Raw genomic sequence first — 19,647 nt, 5'->3', positions numbered from 1 at the left:
GTACGACCCGGTCGCAACCCGCTGTGCCGCAGCGTGTTGGTCATGCCCACGCGAGGTCTCTGTTGAATCAAGAAAATACCAAATTAGCCGACACGCTGTATGCGTGGCGCAACGTCCACGACGGCGAACGCCATGCCGGCGACGATGTCCCCCTGCGCTCGGAACTGTTCAGTGCCGCCCAGATGGCGATGCACGGAAAGCACCTTGCCACTTCCCACAAGCTCAGCGAGCGCAGCGGTCCCGACCGCCTGCTTCCGCGCCTGACCGAAAACGCCGCCATCATCACCGACACCTGCTCGGAGCTGACCGCCGCGATCAAGGCGGGGCGGCAGATCACGCCCGCCTCCGAATGGCTGCTGGATAACTTCTACCTGGTCGAAGAGCAGATCCGCATCGCCCGGCGCCACCTGCCGAAGGATTACTCCAAGGAGCTGCCGCGCCTGGCCAACGACGAAGCCGACGGCAATCCGCGCGTGTACCAGATCGCGCTGGAGATCATCTCGCACGGCGACGGCCGGGTCGATCCCGAGAGCCTGTCGCGCTTCGTGGACGCCTACCAGGAAGTCGCGACCCTCAAGCTGGGCGAACTGTGGGCCATTCCGATCATGCTGCGCCTGGCGCTGATCGAAAACCTGCGGCGCGTGGCCGCGCGCGTGTACGACAACCGCGCCCAGCGCGACCGCGCCAACACCTGGGCCGACCAGATGGCCGAAACGGCCGAAAAAAATCCGAGCGACCTGATTTTGCTGGTGGCCGACATGGCCCGCTCGGGCCAGCCGATGAACAGCGGCTTCGTTGCCGAACTGGCGCGCCGCCTGCAGGGGCAGAGCCCCGCGCTGACCCTGGCGCTGCAGTGGGTGACCACGCGCCTGGCCGACGCCGGCCTGACCATCGAACAGCAGATCCAGGCCGAAATCGGCCAGCAGGCGGCCGACCAGGTCTCGATCAGCAACAGCATCGGCAGCCTGCGCTTCCTCGGCACCATGGACTGGCAGGAGTTCGTCGAAACCATGAGCGCGGTCGAACAGACCCTGCGCCAGGACCCCGCCGGCACCTACGGCAAAATGGATTTTTCCACGCGCGACAACTACCGCCACGTGATCGAAAAGCTGGCCAAGCGCAGCGACTTCACCGAAGTGCAGGTCGCCGAAGCCGCGCTCGAACTGGCCACCGCGAACCGCGCGCCGTCCGCCGGCGGGCTCGATGAACGCACGCGCCACATCGGCTACTACCTGGTCGGCAGCGGCCAGGCGCAGCTCGAAAAACGCCTGGCGGTGCGCAATCCGCCGCTCGAAGCGCTCAACAAGAGCGGGCGCGCCTCGCCGCTGTCGACCTATTTGGGCGGCATCGTCGTGCTCACGCTGCTGTTTACCGGCACCGCCATCATCCACGCGCGCGCCGACGGCGTCGACGACTCGATGCTGGCCGTGCTGGGCATCCTGGCCCTGCTCGGATCGAGCCAGCTGGCGCTGGCCCTGGTCAACTTCATGGCCACCCAGCTCACCCGCCCGCACCCGCTGCCGCGCATGGACTTCAAGGAAGGCATTCCGACCGATGCGCGCTCGATGGTGGTGGTGCCGACGCTGCTGTACAGCCGCGACAACGTGGCCTCGCTGTGCGAAGCGCTGGAAGTGCGCTACCTGGCCAACCGCGATGCCAACCTGCGCTTTTGCCTGCTGACCGACTTCGTCGACGCGCCCAAGCAGCACATGCCGGGCGACGACGAGCTGGTCGAGCAGGCGCGCGCCACCATCGACGAACTCAATGCCAAATACGGCTGCGACGTCGACCAGGAAATCATCGGGCCGGACGGCCAGAAGGCCATGTCGCGCTGCCACCTGCTGCCGTTCCTGCTGCTGCACCGCCCGCGCATGTGGAGCGCCAGCGAAAACGCCTGGATCGGCTTCGAACGCAAACGCGGCAAGCTGGCCGCGCTCAACGCCTTCTTGCGCGGCGGCGCGCGCGAGCAGTTCTCCATGGTCGCCGGTTCCACCGACGGCCTGGCCAACGTGCGCTACGTGATCACGCTCGACACCGACACCCAGCTGCCGCGCGACGCCGCGCGCCAGTTCATCGCCACCATGGCGCACCCGCTGAACCGCCCGACCCTCGACAAGGACGGCCGGCGAGTGGTCGAAGGCTACGGCATCCTGCAGCCGCGCGTGGCCGCGGCCCTGCCGGGCGACACCGCGTCGCGCTACGAGCACCTGTGCGGCGGCGAACCGGGCATCGACCCGTACACCCGCACCGTCTCGGACGTCTACCAGGACGTGTTCTACGAAGGTTCCTTCGTCGGCAAGGGCATCTACGATGTCGACACCTTCGAAACGGTGCTCGGCCACCGCCTGCCCGACAACCAGATTCTCAGCCACGATCTGCTGGAAGGCTGCTACCTGCGCGCCGGCCTGCTGAGCGACGCCCAGCTGTACGAGGAATACCCGGCGCGCTACAGCGACGACGTGAGCCGGCGCCACCGCTGGATCCGCGGCGACTGGCAGCTGGCCGGCTGGCTGCTGCCGCGCGTGCCCGGCGCGAACGGCAAGCGCGAAGCCAATCCGCTGACCGCGCTGTCGCGCTGGAAGCTGTTCGACAACCTGCGCCGCAGCCTGATCGCCACCACCCTGACCGCCTTGCTGATCGTCTGCTGGGCCCTGATGCCGACGCCGCTGTTCTGGACCCTGGGCGTGCTGGCGGTGATCTTCCTGCCGACCTTCTTCAGCGCCATGTTCGACATGATCGAAAAGCCGCACGACGTGCTGTGGGAGCAGCACCTGTCGACCGCCTTCAAGAGCGCGCGCCTGATGTTCGGGCACTCGGCCCTGCAGCTGGCCTTTTTGCCGTACGAAGCGTACTTCAGCCTCGACGCCATCGTGCGCGCCTCGTGGCGCATGCTGGTCACGCGCCGCCGCCTGCTGGAATGGCGTCCATCGAGCCTGAACCGCTCCAGCACCGACATGGAGAGCAACTGGAAGAGCATGTGGATCTCGCCGGTCCTGGCCGTGGCCACCGCGCTGATGCTCGCCTACGTGCACCGCGCCGCGCTGCCGGTCGCCGCGCCGGTGCTGCTGCTGTGGTTCTTCGCGCCGGTGGTGGCATGGTGGATCAGCCTTCCGCAGGAGCGCGCCGCCACCGCCCTGTCGTCGCCGCAAACCCTGTTCCTCGAGTCGCTCGCGCGCAAGACCTGGAGCTTCTTCGAGACCTACGTCACGGCGGAAGACAACTGGCTCGCGCCCGACAATATGCAGGAACACCCGGTCAAGGTGGTGGCGCACCGCACCTCGCCGACCAATATCGGCATGGCGCTGCTGGCCAACCTGACCGCCTGGGACTTCGGCTTCATCACCACCGGGCGCCTGCTCAAGCGCACCCGCGACACGCTCAACACCATGGCGCGCATGGAACGCTACCATGGCCACTTCTATAACTGGTACGACACGCTGACCTTGAATCCGCTGCACCCGATGTACGTGTCGGCGGTCGACAGCGGCAACCTGGCCGGCCACCTGCTCACGCTGGCGCCGGGCCTGACCCAATTGGCCGACCAGCCGATCGTCGGCAAGCAGACCCTGGACGGCATCTCGATCACCCTGAACGTGGTGCAGGAACACGCGCTTGAAGCCGGACCGGCCGTCAAGGCCGCGATCGACGCCATGCGCAGCCACCTGTCGGCCGACCGCGTGCGCGCAAGCGACAGCCTGCCCGGCATGGTGGCCGAACTGGGACGCCTGTCCAGCTGCGCCGACGCCATCCTGGCGGCGATGCATCCGGTGGGAGAGCCGGCCCTGCAAGGCTGGGCCGACAAGCTGGCCGACCAGTGCCACAGCGCGCGCGACGAGCTGCTGCAGCTGGCGCCGTGGATGCGTTCGGCCCAGGAATACGTGGTCGACACCAGCCTGACCCGCATTCCGACCCTGCGCGAACTGGCCAACTTTGCCCTCACCGGCAGTGCCAGTACCGACCTCGCCCCGAGCGAGCGCGAACGCCAGCAAACCCTGACCGAGCTGGTGGCCCAGGGCAGCGCCCGCGCCGCCCAGCGCATCGAAGACATCAACCGCATGGCGTTCGAGGCGCGCGAGTTCGCGAACATGGACTTCCGCTTCATGTACAACACGACCACCAACCTGCTGGCGATCGGCTACAACGTCTCCGACCGCCGCCTGGACGCGGCCTGCTACGACCTGCTGGCGTCCGAAGTGCGCCTGTGCAGCTTCGTCGGCATCGCGCAGGGCCAGTTCCCGCAGGAGCACTGGTTTGCGCTGGGCCGCCAGCTGTGCATCATCGGCAACGAGCAGCTGCTGCTGTCGTGGAGCGGCTCGATGTTCGAATACCTGATGCCGCTGCTGGTCATGCCGACCTACCAGAATACCCTGCTCGACCAGACCTACCGTTCGGTGGTCAACGCCCAGATCGAGTACGGCAAGCAGCGCGAGGTGCCGTGGGGGATTTCCGAATCCGGCTACAACACCGTCGACGCCAGCCTGAATTACCAGTACCGCGCCTTCGGCGTGCCCGGCACGGGCCTGAAGCGCGGCCTGGCCGACGACCTGGTGATCGCCCCGTACGCCACCATGATGAGCCTGATGGTCCATCCGGATGCGGCGGTCGAGAACCTGCAGCGCATGGCCGACCTGGGCTTCATGGGCAAGCACGGCTTCTACGAAGCGATCGACTACACCGCTGCGCGCCTGCCGCGCGGCCAGAGCTTTGCCGTGATCCGCTCCTTCATGGCGCACCACCAGGGCATGGGCTTCCTCGCCCTCAGCTACCTGCTGCACGACCGTCCGATGCAGCGCCGCTTCGAGTCCGACCCGCTGTTCCAGGCCACCTTGCTGGTGCTGCAGGAGCGGGTGCCGCGCGCCGGCGCCTTCTATTCCAACACCGCCGAACTGGCCGCCATGCGCGCCCCGGCGCAGGAAGTGGCCACCGCCGCCACCCGCATCATCACCCAGACCACCACGGTGCAGCCGGAAGTGCAGCTGCTCTCGAATGGCCGCTACCATGTGATGGTCACCAGCGCCGGCGGCAGCTACAGCCGCTGGAAGGACCTGGCCGTGACGCGCTGGCGCGAAGACGGCACCTCCGACAACTGGGGTAACTTCTGCTACGTGCGCGATGTCGACAGCGGCCATTTCTGGTCGACCGCCTACCAGCCGACCATGGTCGAGCCTCAGTCCTACGAAGTGATCTTCTCGGAAGGGCGCGCCGAATTCCGCCGTCACGACCGCGGCCTGGACCTGTACACCGAAATCGTGGTCTCGCCGGAAGACGATATCGAAATGCGGCGTACCCGCATCACCAATAAGTCGAACGTCAAGCGCACCATCGAATTTACCAGCTACGCCGAAGTGGTGATGGCGCCGGCCGCCGCCGACAACGCGCACCCGGCGTTCAGCAAACTGTTCGTGCAGACCGAAATCCTGCGCAACGAAAATGCCATCCTGTGCACCCGCCGTCCGCGCGCCAAGGACGAGCAGATGCCGTGGATGTTCAACCTGATGACGGTGCACGACGGCGCGCTGCTCGATGTCTCGTTCGAGACCAGCCGCAGCGAATTCCTCGGCCGCGCCAACAGCGCGGTGGCCCCGCGCGCCCTGCTCGAACCGCAGCCGCTGGGCGGCAGCGAAGGCTCGGTGCTCGATCCGGTGGTCGCGATCCGCTACAAGGTCACGCTCGAACCGGACCAGATGGTGGTGCTCGACGTGGTGACCGGCATGACCGACACGCGCGAGCAAGCCGTGCACCTGATCGACAAATACCAGGACCGCCACCTGGCCGACCGCGTGTTCGAACTGGCATGGACCCACAGCCAGGTCGTGCTGCGCCAGTTGAACGCCACCGAATCGGACGCGCAGCTGTACAGCCGCCTGGCCAGCACGGTGATCTACCCGAACGCCTCGCTGCGCGCCGACGCCGGTATCCTGATCCGCAACCAGCGCGGCCAGTCCGGCCTGTGGGCCTACGCCATTTCGGGCGACCTGCCGATCGTGCTGTTGCAGATCAAGGACGCGGCCAATATCGACCTGGCGCGCCAGATGGTGCAGGCGCACGCTTACTGGCGCCTCAAGGGGCTGGTGGTCGACCTGGTCATCTGGTACGAAGACCAGTCGGGTTACCGTCAACTGCTGCACGACCAGATCATGGGCCTGATCGCCTCCGGCATCGACGCGCAGGCGATCGACCGTCCGGGCGGCATCTTCGTGCGCCTGCTCGACCAGATCGCGCAGGAAGACCGGGTGCTGATGCAGTCGGTGGCGCGCGCCATCATTTCCGACAGCCGCGGCACCCTGGCCGACCAGGTCAAGCGCGCCACGCCGGTGGCGCCGAAACTGCCGCCGCTGGTGGTCGAATCGCGCGACGAGCAGTACCAGCCGCGCGCCGACATCCCTGTCGCTGCGCGCGACCTGATCCTGCACAACGGCCTGGGCGGCTTCAGCGCCGACGGCAGCGAATACGTCATCCGCACCAATGCCGCGAACCGCACGCCGGCGCCGTGGGTCAACGTGCTGGCCAACCCGAACTTCGGCAGCGTGGTGTCGGAGAGCGGCCAGGCCTACACCTGGAGCGAAAACGCGCACGAATTCCGCCTCACGCCGTGGGACAACGACCCGGTATCGGACCGCAGCGGCGAGTCGTTCTACATTCGCGACGAGCAGACTGGCCGCTTCTGGTCGCCGACTGCGCTGCCGGTGCGCGCGGCGGGCGACTACGTCACGCGCCACGGCTTCGGCTACAGCGTGTTCGAGCACAGCGAAGAGGGCATCCACACCGAACTGTCCACCTTCGTGGCGCTGGACGCGTCGATCAAATACTCGGTCATCAAGATCCGCAACGACAGCACCGTGCCGCGCCGCCTGTCGGCCACCGGCTATGTTGAGTGGGTGCTGGGAGACCTGCGCGCCAAGTCGGCGATGCACGTCACCACCGAGCAGGATCCGATGAGCGGCGCGATCTTTGCGCGCAATGCCTACAACACCGAGTTCACGGGCCGCGTGGGATTCTTCCACGTCGACGCGCAGCAAAAGTCCTTCACCGCCGACCGCAACGAATTCATCGGCCGCAACCGCACCCTGGCCAGTCCGGCGGCAATGGGGCGCGCGCGCCTGTCGGGCAAGATCGGCGCCGCCCTCGATCCCTGCGCCGCGCTGCAGGTGATGGTGGAACTGCAGCCGGGCCAGGAACGCGAGCTAGTGTTCATGCTCGGCGTGGGCGGGCGCCGCAACGCGGACGCCAGCGGCCTGGTACAGAAATACAGCGGCAGCGCGGCAGCAGCAGCCTCGCTGGCGATGGTGCGCAAGCACTGGGATCACACGCTAGGCGCGATCCAGGTGCAGACGCCCGATCCATCGCTCGACGTGATCGCCAACGGCTGGCTGATGTACCAGACCATCGCCTGCCGCCTGTGGGCGCGCAGCGGCTACTACCAGTCCGGCGGCGCCTTCGGCTTCCGCGACCAGCTGCAGGACGCGATGGCGATGATCCACACCGAACCGCACCTGCTGCGCGAGCACCTGCTGATGTGCGCGGCCCACCAGTTCGTGGAAGGCGACGTGCAGCACTGGTGGCATCCGCCGTCGGACCGTGGCGTGCGCACGCACTGCTCGGACGATTATCTGTGGCTGCCGCTGGCGGCGCACCGCTACGTCATCGGCACGGGCGACCGCAGCGTGCTGACCGAACCGGCGCCGTTCCTCGAAGGGCGCATGCTGAAACCCGAGGAAGAGTCCTACTACGACATGCCGGGACGCTCCAGCCAGACTGGCGACCTGTACGAGCACTGCGTGCGCGCCATCAAGCGCGGGCTGCGCTTCGGCGAACATGGCTTGCCGCTGATCGGCACCTGCGACTGGAACGACGGCATGGACCGCGTCGGCAACGAAGGCAAGGGCGAGAGCGTGTGGCTGGCCTTCTTCCTGTACGAAGTGCTGCAGCGCTTCTCCGAGGTGGCGGTGGTGTACGGCGACCACGCGTTTGCCGAGACCTGCAAGACCGAGGCGGCCACCCTGGCGGCCAACGTGGAAGCGCATGCCTGGGACGGCCAGTGGTACCGCCGCGCCTATTTCGACGACGGCACGCCGCTCGGATCGCACACCAACGACGAATGCCAGATCGATTCGATCTCGCAGAGCTGGGGCGTGATTTCGGGCGCGGCCAATCCGGAGCGCACGGCGTCGGCCATGAAGGCGGTCGACGAGCGCCTGGTGCGGCGCGACTACGGTCTGGTGCAGCTGCTCGATCCGCCGTTCGACGACGGCGTGCTCAATCCCGGCTACATCCGTGGCTATGTGCCGGGAGTGCGCGAAAACGGCGGGCAGTACACGCACGCCGCGATCTGGACCGCGATGGCCTTCGCCAAGATGGGCGACACCGAGCGCGCCTGGGAGCTGCTGCGCATGATCAATCCGGTGCAGCATGGCAGTACGCCGGAAAGCGCGGCCCTGTACAAGGTCGAACCGTATGTGGTGGCGGCCGACGTGTATGCGGTCTCGCCGCACATCGGGCGTGGCGGGTGGAGCTGGTACACCGGTTCGTCGGGCTGGATGTATCGCCTGATCGTCGAATCGCTGCTGGGCGTGAGCCTGTCCGGCGACAAGCTGAGCATGACGCCGCATCTGCCGCACGACTGGCCGGGCTTCAGCTTGCAGTACCGCTATCGCGAGACCGTGTATGCGATCTCGGTGCAGGCCGGCGAGGCCGACGCCATGACCGTCGATGGCGTGCGCCAGGATGTGCACGTGATCCAGATGGTCGATGACGGCCGGCCGCACACGGTGCAGTTGCAGGTGCGCCGCAAAGCGTAATCGCCGGCCTCGATTCCGTCGTTGCGGCTCGCCGCGAACGACGGAATCTGTCTCAAATGAGACATTTTCATGTTTTGCGCAACAGACCATGGATTTAGTTATCCACAGGCGCGTTGCGCTCTTCTTCGGCAATCCACCCCGTCCTCCCTGCTAAGCCCGCCATGTTGACGTTGGCCCTCGGCAACGACCGTGTTACTTCACCTAAGGAAACACGTTCGCTTCTGGCAGGACATTTCCAAATGTAAATACTCTGTCACGTTTACGTCATGCATAGTTGCGAGAATTCAGTTGTCTGCAACTATCACTGTAAACGGGATTCCCATGCGCCACCTCACCAGTTTCAAGCTGTTCCGCCCGCTCGCCATCGCCCTGGCCCTGTCCGCCAGCCCTGTCGTCATGGCGTCCGAAGCCGACCATCGGGAATTCGACGCCACCCTGCATGTGCCGTACGCCGCGTCCAGCGCGGCGCGCACCTTCACGCTCGCCTTCGACTATCCGCACGTCGAGCGCCAGCAGGAAGTGAGCTGGAAACTGGAGCTGCTCGGCCCGGCCGGGCAGGTGGTCCAGCAATGGCACGGCGTGCAGCGCATGTTCCAGAAGCCGGTCGAGGTCAAGGTGCGCTGGGCCGGACGGGCCGGCCTGGCCGACGGCGTGTACCAGGTGCGCATGCAGGCCGTGTCCAACGACGCTGCCGAGCGCGGCCGTGAACCGGACCTGTCGCAGGAATCGATCGAGCGCCTGCTGGCGGCCGGCGCCGACGCGCTGGTGGAGCAACGCTGGGACCTGGCCATCGGCAAGACCGCCCAGCCCGCCATGCCGGCCTTCCGCGCTTTGCCGGCAAACAAGGCCAACGCCAAGGGGGGCGAGCTGTCGTCCGTGCAACTGGCCGCGCCCGCGCCCGGCTCGTTGCCCTACACCGTCTACTTTGCCAACCTGCACAGCCAGACCAACCACAGCGACGGCGGCGGCGCCCTCGGCAGCTGCAGCGGCTCGCAAGCGCCGCAGAGCGCCGCCTTCGGGCCGGCCGACGCCTTCGCCTACGCCCGCAACAAGGGCCTCGACATCCTCGCCACCTCCGAGCACAACCACATGTTCGACGGCTCCGACGGCACCAACACCTCGGCCAGCCCGGCCACGGCCAAGGCCCTGTTCAAATCCGGACTGGCGGCCGCGGCCGATTTCAATGCCGCCAATCCCGGCTTCCTGGGCGTGTACGGTATCGAATGGGGCGTCATCAACAATGGCGGCCACCTGAACATCTTCAACACGCCGGAACTGTTGCAGTGGGAATTGAACAGCAGCGGCCAGCTGATCGGCGACACCCTCACGCCCAAGGGCGACTACAGCGCCCTGTACACCCTGATGCGCCAGCGCGGCTGGGTCGGGCAATTCAACCACCCCTCGTCGAGCGGGCAATTCCTGGTCGGCGGCGTGCCGCTCGGCTACACCGCCGACGGCGACGAAGCCATGGTGCTGTGCGAAGTGCTCAATACCTCGGCCTTCTCGACCAATACGAGCGAAACCGAAACCGGGCGCAGCAGCTTCGAAGGCGCCTGCAACAAGGCGCTGGAAGCGGGCTTTCACATCGCCTTTGCCACCAACCAGGACAATCACTGCGCCAACTGGGGCGCGTCCTACAGCAACCGCACCGGCGTGTTGATTCCGAACGGCACGCCGCTGACGCAAGCGAGCTTCATCGAGGCACTCAAAGCGCGGCGCGTGTTCGCCACCATGGACAAGAACGCGCAGCTGGTGCTTACCGCCAACGGCAGGCTCATGGGCGAGCGTTTCAGCAACAGCGGCCCGCTCAACCTGGTCGCCAACTTTGCCAGCACCAGCGGCAGGACGGCGTCGACGGTATCGATCGTCGAAGGCGTACCGGGGCGCAAAGGCACGGTCAGCCAGTTGGCCAGCACGGCCGACACCACCATCACGCCATCGGTCGGCGAGCACTACTACTACGCCAAAGTGACCCAGGATGACGGCAAGATCCTGTGGTCGGCGCCGGTCTGGGTGACGCAGACGGCGGGCGGCGGCGGTGGCGACACCACGGCGCCGACCGTCAGCGCCAGCCAGAGCGGCAGCAGCGGCACCATTGCGCTGGCGGCGACGGCGAGCGATGCCGGCGGCATCAGCCGGGTCGAGTTCTATGTCGACAATGTGCTCAAAGGCGTCGACAGCACCGCGCCGTACGCGCTCAGCCTCGATTCGGCGACCTTGAGCAACGGCAGCCATCAATTGACGGCGAAAGCGTACGACGTGGCGCTCAACAGCGCGGTGTCGGCCCCGATCGGATTTAGCGTCAGCAACGGCGGCACGGTGCAGCAGCAATTGCTGTTAAACAGCGGCTTCGAATCGGGCGTGAGCGGCTGGGTGGCGACGGCTGGCGTGATCAACGCGAGCGGGCAGGCGGCGCATGGGGGCAGCTGGAAGGCTGCGCTCAACGGCGAAGGTGCAGCCAACACCGACAGCGTGTACCAGCAGGTCGCGATTCCATCGACGGCGACCAGTGCGAAGCTGGGATTCTGGCTGAAAGTGGTGTCGAGCGAAACGACCACCAGCAGCGCCTACGACAAGCTGAAGGTGCAAGTGCGCAGCGGCGGCAACGCCGTGCTGTCGACCCTGGCGACGTACTCCAACCTGAACAAGGGAACGAGCTACGTGCAAAAGAGCTTCGACCTGACGGCCTACAAAGGGCAAACGGTGCGGATCTACTTCGAAGGCGTGGAAGGCTCGACAATCCCGACCAGCTTCCTGATCGACGACGTGACCCTCACGATCCAATAATCAAAACCAACACCCCCCTACACCGGGGTCAGAGCTTTAATTTGCAACTTTTTTGTTGCATCACCGACGACAAAGCGCGCTAGTACAACAAACTACTGCCCGTTGCGTAGTTCGTGCACCGAACTCGGCAAAATTTGCGGATTGGGCAGAATGTGAAATCGGATGCGTCGTTGGGTTTGCAATGTTTCGAGTCAAAGCTCTGACCCCGGTTGTAGGAATCGGGGGCGGAATTTGTTAGGAATTCAAAAGCCGAAGCGGGCGCCGGCGCCGAGCAGGGTGGCGATGCCGAGCGCGGCGAAAATGGCGGCGGCGATGCCGTGCACCAGCTTTAACGGTACTTTGTTGGCGATCCGTTCGCCGAAATACACCGCCGGCACGTTGGCCAGCATCATCCCGAAGGTGGTGCCGGCCACCACCGCCAGCATCGATTCGTAACGCGCGGCCAGGGCCACCGTGGCGATCTGGGTCTTGTCGCCCATCTCGGCCAGGAAGAAGGCGATCAGCGTCGTCAGGAACACGCCGTAGCGGCCTATCCCAGCCTGCTCGTCATCGTCGATCTTGTCGGGCACCAGCGTCCACGCGGCCATCCCCAGGAACGACACGCCCAGCACCCAGCGCATCACGTCCGGCCCGAGCAGGGCGCTGATCCACGCCCCCACCGCCGCCGCAAACGCATGGTTGGCGAGCGTCGCCGCCAGGATCCCCAGCACGATCGGCACCGGCCGCCGGAATTTGGCCGCCAGCAGGAAGGCCAGCAGCTGCGTCTTGTCGCCGATTTCGGCAAGGGCGACGATGCCCGTTGATACAAGAAAGGCGTCCATACAGTGCAATCCGAGGGGAAGGCGCGGATCATAACAGAGACGCGTGGCCCGCTGCGCGCCTCACGCCGCCGTCAATACGAACCCGCGCGCTTTCGTCCGGCCTGCGGAAGTGATATTCTGCCTGCGCCAATCCACATGCCACCGACCCGGAAAGACCATGAAGACATCGACCCTCCTGCGCGCCACCGCCTGCGCCGTATTCTGCCAATTGAGCGCCCACGCGTACGCCCTCGACCCCCTCAGCTATGCGCGCTACGACCAGGTGAAAACCAGCGCCCTGCACATGGACCTGAAGGCCGATTTCGCGAAGAAGACGCTGTCCGGCCACGCCGAACTGACCCTGAACTGGATCGATAAATCGGCGCGCACCCTCGACCTCGACACGCGCGCGCTGACCGTCTCCAAGGTGCAGGCGCTGGACGCCGATGGCAAGTGGGTCGCCGTGCGCCACACGATCGACAAGCTCGATCCCGAAAAAGGCCAGGCCATGCACATCGACCTGGCCGCGCTGCCCGCGCAGCCGGAAAAGGTGCGCATCTATTACCGCACCTCGCCGAGCGCCACCGCGCTGCAGTGGCTCGCGCCGGTGCAGACCATGTCGGGCAAGCGTCCTTTCATGTTCAGCCAGTCGCAGACGATCGATGCGCGCTCCTGGGTGCCGCTGCAGGATACCCCGGCCGTGCGCTTCACCTACAGCGCCCACATCGAGGCGCCCAAGGACCTGCGCGTGGTCATGAGCGCCAATAACGATGTCAATGCCACCGGCAAGGGCGGCTGGGACTTCAAGATGCCGCAGCCGATTCCATCCTACCTGCTGGCCATCGGCATCGGCGAGATCGACGTGCGCGCCCTCGGCTCGCGCACCGGCGTGTACGCCGAACCGAAACGCATCGGCGCGGCCGCCTACGAATTCATCGATACCGAAAAGATGGTGGCCGCCGCCGAATCGCTGTACGGCCCCTATCGCTGGGGGCGTTACGACATGCTGGTGCTGCCGCCATCGTTCCCGATCGGCGGCATGGAAAACCCGCGCCTGACCTTCCTCACGCCGACCATGATCGCGGGCGACCGCAGCCTGGTCGACCTGATCGCGCACGAGCTGGCGCACAGCTGGTCGGGCAACCTGGTCACCAACGCCTCGTGGAAGCACTGGTGGCTCAACGAGGGCTTCACCACCTACGTCACCACCCGCATCCTGGAATCCTTGTACGGCGCGGAAGTGGCGGACATGAACCTGCAGCTGGAACAGGAAGAAGCCATCGCCTCGCTGGCCACCATTCCGGCGGCCAAGCAGGCCTTGCTGACCAAGGATCCGGACACCTCGTCGGCCAACTACACCGATGAAGGACTGGCCTATCCGAAGGGCGCCTGGTTCCTGCGCACCCTGGAGCAGCGCGCCGGCCGCGCGGTGTTCGATCCCTTCCTGCGCGGCTGGTTCGACCAGCACGCGTTCCAGAGCGTGACCACCGAGCAGTTCGTGGATTACCTGCGCAAGAACCTGCTGGCGAAAAATCCCAAGCTGTTAAGCGAGGCCGAACTGGAAGAGTGGCTGCACGGCGCCGGCATTCCGGCCAGCGCCAGGCGCGCGGTGTCGACCCGTTTGAGCGCGCTCGATGCGACCCGCGCCAGCTGGCTGTCGGGCGCCACGCCGACCGCCAGGCTCGATACCAAAAAATGGAATTCCACCGAGTGGATGAAGTTCCTGAACGATATCGATAACAAGGCCACTGCCGCCCAGCTCAAGGAACTCGACCAGACCTTCCACCTCGCGAAGAGCGCGAACAACGAAGTGGCCTTCCGCTTCTTCCGCGCGTCGATCAATGCCGGTTACACCGACGTGCGCGCGCCGCTCGAAGCCTTCCTCATGAGCGTGGGCCGCCAGAAGTTCGTGGTGCCGCTGTACGCCGCCCTGCGCGCCAAGCCGGCCGACAAGGTGTTCGCGGAGTCGGTCTACAAAAAAGCGCGCGAGCGCTACCACCCGGCCACGCAGACCAGCGTCGACAAGAAAATGGCAGGCAAATAAGAGGACCGACACCGTGCACCCTATGAACCGTCTCGCGGCAGCGATCCTGCTCGCGTTCAGTAGTTTTGCGGCCGTGGCCCAGGCGCCTGCCGCTCCGGCCGCGGCCAGCGCCCCGGCGCGCGCGTACGACCTCGATGCCGATGTCGCCCGCGCGATGAAGACCTTCGATGTCCCCGGCATCGCCATTGCCATCGTCAAGGACGGCAAGGTGGTCGCCGCGCGCGGCTTCGGCGTGCGCAAGCTGGGCGAGCCGGCGCCGGTCGACGGCAAGACCATCTTCGAGGTGGCGTCCAATTCCAAGGCCTTCACCGCCGCCGGCCTGGCGATGCTGGTCGACGAGGGCAAGCTGGAATGGGACGACAAGGTGGTCAAGCACCTGCCCGACTTCCAGATGTACGACGCGTACGTGACGCGCGAGATGACGGTGCGCGACCTGCTGGTGCACCGCAGCGGCCTGGGACTGGGCGCCGGCGACCTGCTGTGGTGGCCGACCACGACGTTTACCACCGACGAAATCATCGAGCAGCTGCGCTACGTGCGGCCCGCGACGAGTTTTCGCAACAGCTACGCCTACGATAACCTGCTGTATATCGTGGCCGGCAAGATCATCGCGCAAAAGGCCGGCAAGCCATGGGGCGATGCGATGCGCGAGCGTATCCTCAAGCCGCTGGGGATGAATGCGACCACCACCAGCCTGGCCGAGAATGCGGGCAATCCCAACGTGTCGGCCCCGCACAGCAAAATCAACGGCAAGATCGCGGCCGTGCGCGCGCTGCCGGTGCCGAACGCGGTCGGCGCGGTCGGCATCAATACCAACGCCGAGGATATCGCGCGCTGGATGACGGTGCTGCTCGATGGCGGGGCCATCGCCGCCGCGCCCAAGGATGCGCAGGGCAATCCGGCGCGCCTGTTCAGCGAGGCGCAGGGCCGCGAGATGTGGACCGCGCAAACGCCGATGAAAATCAGCGAGCCGAAACCGACCCTGGAGGCGACCAGGCCGAATTTCTTCGCCTATGGCCTCGGCTTCCAGCTGCGCGACTACAAGGGCCGCAAGCTGGCCTTGCACGGCGGCGCGCTGCAGGGATTCTATTCGCGCGTGGTGATGGTGCCGGAAGCGAAGCTGGGCATCGCGATCCTGACCAATGCCGAAAGCGGCGGTTCGCTCACGTCGCTGCAGTATCGCCTGCTCGATCATTATCTCGGTGATTCGCTCAACCGCGAGCCGAGCGACTGGATCAAGTTAATCAGCGATGTGGAGACCGAGACCCGCAACAAGGACCTGGCCAGGCAGAAGTCGGCCAGCGCCACCCGGGCCGCCGCCTCGCGTCCGTCGCTGCCGCTGGCAGCCTACGACGGCGAGTACAACGACGCCTGGTACGGCGCGGTGACCATCAAGCCGGCCGGCGCAAAGCGCGTGATGAGTTTTACCCGCACGCCCGACCTGACCGGAGAGCTGGAGCACTTCCAGCACGATACCTTCATCGTGCGCTGGAAGGAAAGGAACTTCAATGCCGACGCCTACGTGACGTTTTCGCTGAACCCGGACGGCAGCATCGAGCGCATGAAAATGGCGCCGGTGTCGTCCGAGACCGATTTCAGCTACGACTTCGCGGACCTGCTGTTTACGCCCGCGAAGAAGAAGGACGCCAAGGAAGCGAAGTAGGTCTCGCTTAGCCCTTCGGCAGCGCGGCGGTCAGGTCGACCCAGCTTTTCGGCTGCGGTTGGCCGCGTTCGCGCACGCCGAAAAAGCTCACCACCTGTTCGCCTTCGTTGTCGTAGAACTCGACCGAGGTCACCCCCGCGCGCCGGACCACCCAGCCGCTCTTGAAGGCGCTGTCGCGCAGGTGCAGGTTAAAGGCCGGATCGAGCACGTTGTACCAGCCCGCGCTCGGCGCCGTCTTGGCGATCTTGCCGCTGAAGATCTGGATCACGGCGCCGTTGCCGAGGAATGACATGATCGGCAGCTGCTGCCTGGCCGCTTCGTCGAGCAGGGTGCGCACCGCTTCCGGCTTGAGTCGCTGCACCATGCCGGCCGGCGCCAGGCGCATCGCCTGTTCGCGCGTGATCTTGAATTCGGTCAGCAGGCGGTTGAACTGGTGCACGTCGCTCATCTCGTTCCAGGCTTGCTGGAATTCCTTCACGTCGACCTTGCTGTCGGCCAGTTCGGCCGCTTTCGGCGCGCGCGCGGCCACCTTCAGCGCTGCCTGCTGGTCGGGGTGGCGGAAGTCGGCCACCAGCTTGTCGAACACCGCCACGCCGGCCGCGTCTTTCGGATAGATCTTGTGGATCGCGGCGCCGTTCTCGTCGAAGAATTGCAGGCTGCGCTTGACCGCGCCGTCGGCGCCCGGCTGCGCTACCGCGAAGGCGTATTTCCATTTCGAGAACGTGAAGCGCAGGTCGATCTCGCCACCGAGGTAGCCGCCGGCGATGTTGCGCAGGCGCGCTTCGCGTTCTTCGTCCTTGACCTCCTTATCGTCCTCCGGCTGCGGCTTGACCTTGGTGGCCACGCCGGTGCGTTCGAGCACGCCGTTCTCGTTGCGCGTCAGCGCCAGCACGGTGCCCAGGTCGAGCGCGCGGCGCATGATTTCGCGCGGGTCGTTGCCGTCGCTGCGCAGGCGCGTGACGGTGCTGCCGATGCTTGTCGCCAGCAGGTCGGCTTCGGAGACGCCGAGCGTGCGCGCGGCATCGCGGATCATCACCTTGGGCTGTTCGGCGCGCAGCGCGCTCCAGCGCTCGGCCAGGGTGGCCGCGCCGGCGTGGCCGGCCAGCACGAGCAGGGCGCCGGCAATAGCCAGCGGAAGGGTGCGTAAGCGTTTCATGAAAGTCTCCGTGGTGGGTGTGAAAATGAGTTAATACTGGAACGTCAGCATGGCCGCCGCATTGCGGCCGGGGCGCGTCTGGCGTTCGATGTCGGCCAGGGTGGCGGCGTCGACGCCGGCAGCCAGCGAGCGCGAGGTCGCATAGTCCCAATAGCGCTTGTCGCCCAGGTTGTAGATGCCGACATTGAGTTTGACGTTCTTGCCGATGTTCCACCAGGCGGCCAGGTCCAGCACGGTGGCGCCGGCAATGCGCAAGCGCTTTACGCTGGTGTCGCCGATGGTGTCCGACGCCGGCTGCTTGCCGGCCGTGGCGACGGCGCTCAGCGACACGCCGTAGGCGTCGCTCGGCGCATCATACGCAAACGTGGCGCTGGCCTTGCGCGGCAAGGTGGAAGCCAGTTCGCCTTGCTTGCCGGTGCTGCTGTCGCGCGCCTTGCCGTGCGAGACGCCGGCCGCCGCCTGGACGCTCAAGCCGGCCAGCGCCGGCGCCCATGTGCCCAGTTCCGCGCGCAGCGAGGCTTCGCCGCCCCAGGTGCGCGCGCTGCCGTTGTTCTCGGGCCGGTACAGGCCGCGCGTGATGGTCGGGTAGTTCACCGGGTCCGGCGCCTGCGCCACGTAGTCGATGAAGTTCTTGTATTCGGTGCGGAATACCGAGGCGCTCAGCTGCATGCCCTTGGCCGGGCTGCTTTTCAGGCCCGCTTCGAAGGCCTGGCTGGTTTCCTTTTTCAGGTTCGGATTGCCCAGCACCGCGTAGCCGACGCCCGATCCGGTGTAGCTGAAGGAGTCGTAGGTGCCGGTGCGTTCGGCCGCCGTCGGCAGGCGCGCGCCGCGATTGATCCTGGCATACACCGACAGGTCGTCGCGCAGCGCGACCGACAGGTTCAGGCTCGGGGTGGCGTAGGCGTCGCTCTCGGTCCTGATTTCGGCGGCCGCCGAGGGCACGGCGACCGCGTAGGCGGCCAGGTTTTTCGGCGTGAGCTTGCGGTATTCAAAGCGCAGGCCGGGCGTGAGCGTGGCCTTGTAGCCGCCCAGCGCGAAGCCGGCTTCGCCGCGCAGGTAGGCGCCGGCCTTGTCGCTGTCCATGTCGGCCATGCGGTTCTTCATGGTGAACTGGTGCGCGCCGGTGGCGATGACGGTGCGGTCTTCCAGCCATGGGCGGCGCGTCTCGGTCTGCTCCCAGGAGGCGCCGTAGGCCAGGCTGAGCGCGTCGCCCAGCTTGAGGGTGGCGTCGGCCGCCGCGCCAACGCTCTTGTTGAAGTAGCCGGTATCGATATTGCGCAGGTAGGGCTGGTTGCCGGTAATGTAGCGCGCGCGGGTGCGGTCGTCCACGCTGGCGTCCTGCACGTACAGGCGGCTCTCCAGCGTGTCGAAGATGCCGTTGGCGGCGCCCGTCATGCGGTGCTCCAGGCTGACCCGGGTGCGCTTGGTGTGCGAATCCTGCAGCACGCCGTTCGGATACAGGCCGCCGGTCTTGTTGACGTAGCTGCGCGCGTTATCGCGTTCGTAGCCGTCCAGGGTCAGGCCGATGCGCTGGCCCTGTACGGGCGTCCACTGGAACTTGGCCAGCACCGCGTTGGAATCCCAGTCGTCCGGATTTTCCGCCACGCTGCCCTTGTTCTCAAGCTCCTTGCCGCTGCGGTGCACGGCCACGGCCAGCGCATCGAGGGTGCCCATGCGGGCGGCGCCGGTCAGGCTGTGCGAGCGGCTCTTGTTGGCGGCGCTGTAGCCGAGCGCATACGCCAGGTAACTGCGCTTGTCGTCGCTCAGGTAGTCGGAAGGGGACTTGGTGACAAAGGCGACGCTGCCGGCCAGCCCCGGCGTGCCTGCCGCCGCCGGGCCGGTGCCGGAGCCGATCCGCACTTCGCGGAACATGGCGGGGTCAAAATAATCGCGGCCGATGCCGAAGGTGTTCATGGCGGTGCCGTCCGGCTTGGGGGCGGCGTCGGGCAGGGCGATGCCGTCGATGTCGAGGCTGACCCGGTTGCCTTCCACGCCGCGAATGTTAAAGCCGGTATTGCCGGCGCCATCCCACACGCTGCCGCTGCCGCTGAAAGCGGCCGGCACCGCCACCAGCGGTTCGTAGCGCGCGATGGCGCTCATGTCGCCCGCGTTGCGGCGCGCCAGTTCCTCGGCGGAGATGACGGCCACGCTGCCTTGCAGGGCGTCGGCTGCCTTGTCGCGCAGCGGCGTGACGACGATGCCGGACAACTGCTGCGGCTCGCGCGGGCCTTGCGCCTGCGCCGCGCCGGCGCCAAGGATCGCCAGCATGGCGGCGTTGAGGGTTGTGTTGAGCAGGCGGCGCGATGGTGCGGCGGCAGGCCGGCGCGCAAGCGCGCGTGCCGGCATCGGGGTCGATGTGGTCATGGTGGTCCGGGTCGGAGAGGTTCAGGCTGGCTCTC

At 66.3% G+C, this 19,647-nt stretch carries 7 protein-coding genes; 4 read left to right on the top strand and 3 right to left on the bottom strand.

Features of this window, described 5'->3' with window-relative positions; genetic code table 11:
• Positions 1-62 precede the first annotated feature (62 nt).
• A complete protein-coding gene (locus EJB06_RS27560; RefSeq protein WP_370660157.1) occupies positions 63-8,798 on the top strand; it encodes a GH36-type glycosyl hydrolase domain-containing protein in 8,736 nt (2,911 codons plus the stop codon).
• Positions 8,799-9,119: 321 nt separating this feature from the next.
• Positions 9,120-11,585, top strand: coding sequence for a CehA/McbA family metallohydrolase (locus tag EJB06_RS27555; RefSeq protein ID WP_126077243.1), 2,466 nt, complete (start codon positions 9,120-9,122; stop codon positions 11,583-11,585).
• 242 nt (positions 11,586-11,827) lie between these two features.
• Here EJB06_RS27555 and EJB06_RS27550 read toward each other — a convergent pair whose 3' ends face one another.
• Entirely contained in the window at positions 11,828-12,406 is a 579-nt protein-coding gene (locus EJB06_RS27550; protein ID WP_126077242.1) for a TMEM165/GDT1 family protein, read from the bottom strand.
• Positions 12,407-12,563: 157 nt separating this feature from the next.
• Here EJB06_RS27550 and EJB06_RS27545 point away from each other — a divergent pair, with 157 nt between their 5' ends.
• Both EJB06_RS27545 and EJB06_RS27540 read left to right on the top strand, forming a co-directional pair.
• Positions 12,564-14,429, top strand: coding sequence for a M1 family metallopeptidase (locus EJB06_RS27545; protein WP_126077241.1), 1,866 nt, complete (start codon positions 12,564-12,566; stop codon positions 14,427-14,429).
• A 22-nt stretch (positions 14,430-14,451) separates the two neighbouring features.
• Positions 14,452-16,092 carry a serine hydrolase gene (locus EJB06_RS27540; protein WP_126077240.1) on the top strand — a complete coding sequence of 547 codons (1,641 nt, stop codon included), beginning with the start codon at positions 14,452-14,454 and terminating at the stop codon, positions 16,090-16,092.
• Between the two features lie 7 nt (positions 16,093-16,099).
• On the opposite strand, the gene EJB06_RS27535 is transcribed toward EJB06_RS27540, so the two are convergent.
• Entirely contained in the window at positions 16,100-17,248 is a 1,149-nt protein-coding gene (locus EJB06_RS27535; protein ID WP_126077239.1) for a hemin-degrading factor, read from the bottom strand.
• 30 nt (positions 17,249-17,278) lie between these two features.
• Entirely contained in the window at positions 17,279-19,612 is a 2,334-nt protein-coding gene (locus EJB06_RS27530) for a TonB-dependent receptor domain-containing protein (protein WP_126077238.1), read from the bottom strand.
• Between the last annotated feature and the right edge of the window lie 35 nt (positions 19,613-19,647).

Origin of the sequence: Massilia atriviolacea (genome assembly GCF_003953935.1) — a bacterium.
Classification (GTDB): domain Bacteria; phylum Pseudomonadota; class Gammaproteobacteria; order Burkholderiales; family Burkholderiaceae_D; genus Telluria_A; species Telluria_A atriviolacea.
Note: the sequence above shows the minus strand (reverse complement) of the source record. Positions and strands in the feature narration are given on the sequence as shown.

Bases quoted from the DNA above. Each gene is read 5' to 3' on its own strand.
- EJB06_RS27555 (WP_126077243.1), top strand. From the start codon at position 9,120: ATGCGCCACCTCACCAGTTTCAAGCTGTTCCGCCCGCTCGCCATCGCC.
- EJB06_RS27535 (WP_126077239.1), bottom strand. From the start codon at position 17,248: ATGAAACGCTTACGCACCCTTCCGCTGGCTATTGCCGGCGCCCTGCTC.
- EJB06_RS27545 (WP_126077241.1), top strand. From the start codon at position 12,564: ATGAAGACATCGACCCTCCTGCGCGCCACCGCCTGCGCCGTATTCTGC.
- EJB06_RS27550 (WP_126077242.1), bottom strand. From the start codon at position 12,406: ATGGACGCCTTTCTTGTATCAACGGGCATCGTCGCCCTTGCCGAAATC.
- EJB06_RS27540 (WP_126077240.1), top strand. From the start codon at position 14,452: ATGAACCGTCTCGCGGCAGCGATCCTGCTCGCGTTCAGTAGTTTTGCG.
- EJB06_RS27530 (WP_126077238.1), bottom strand. From the start codon at position 19,612: ATGACCACATCGACCCCGATGCCGGCACGCGCGCTTGCGCGCCGGCCT.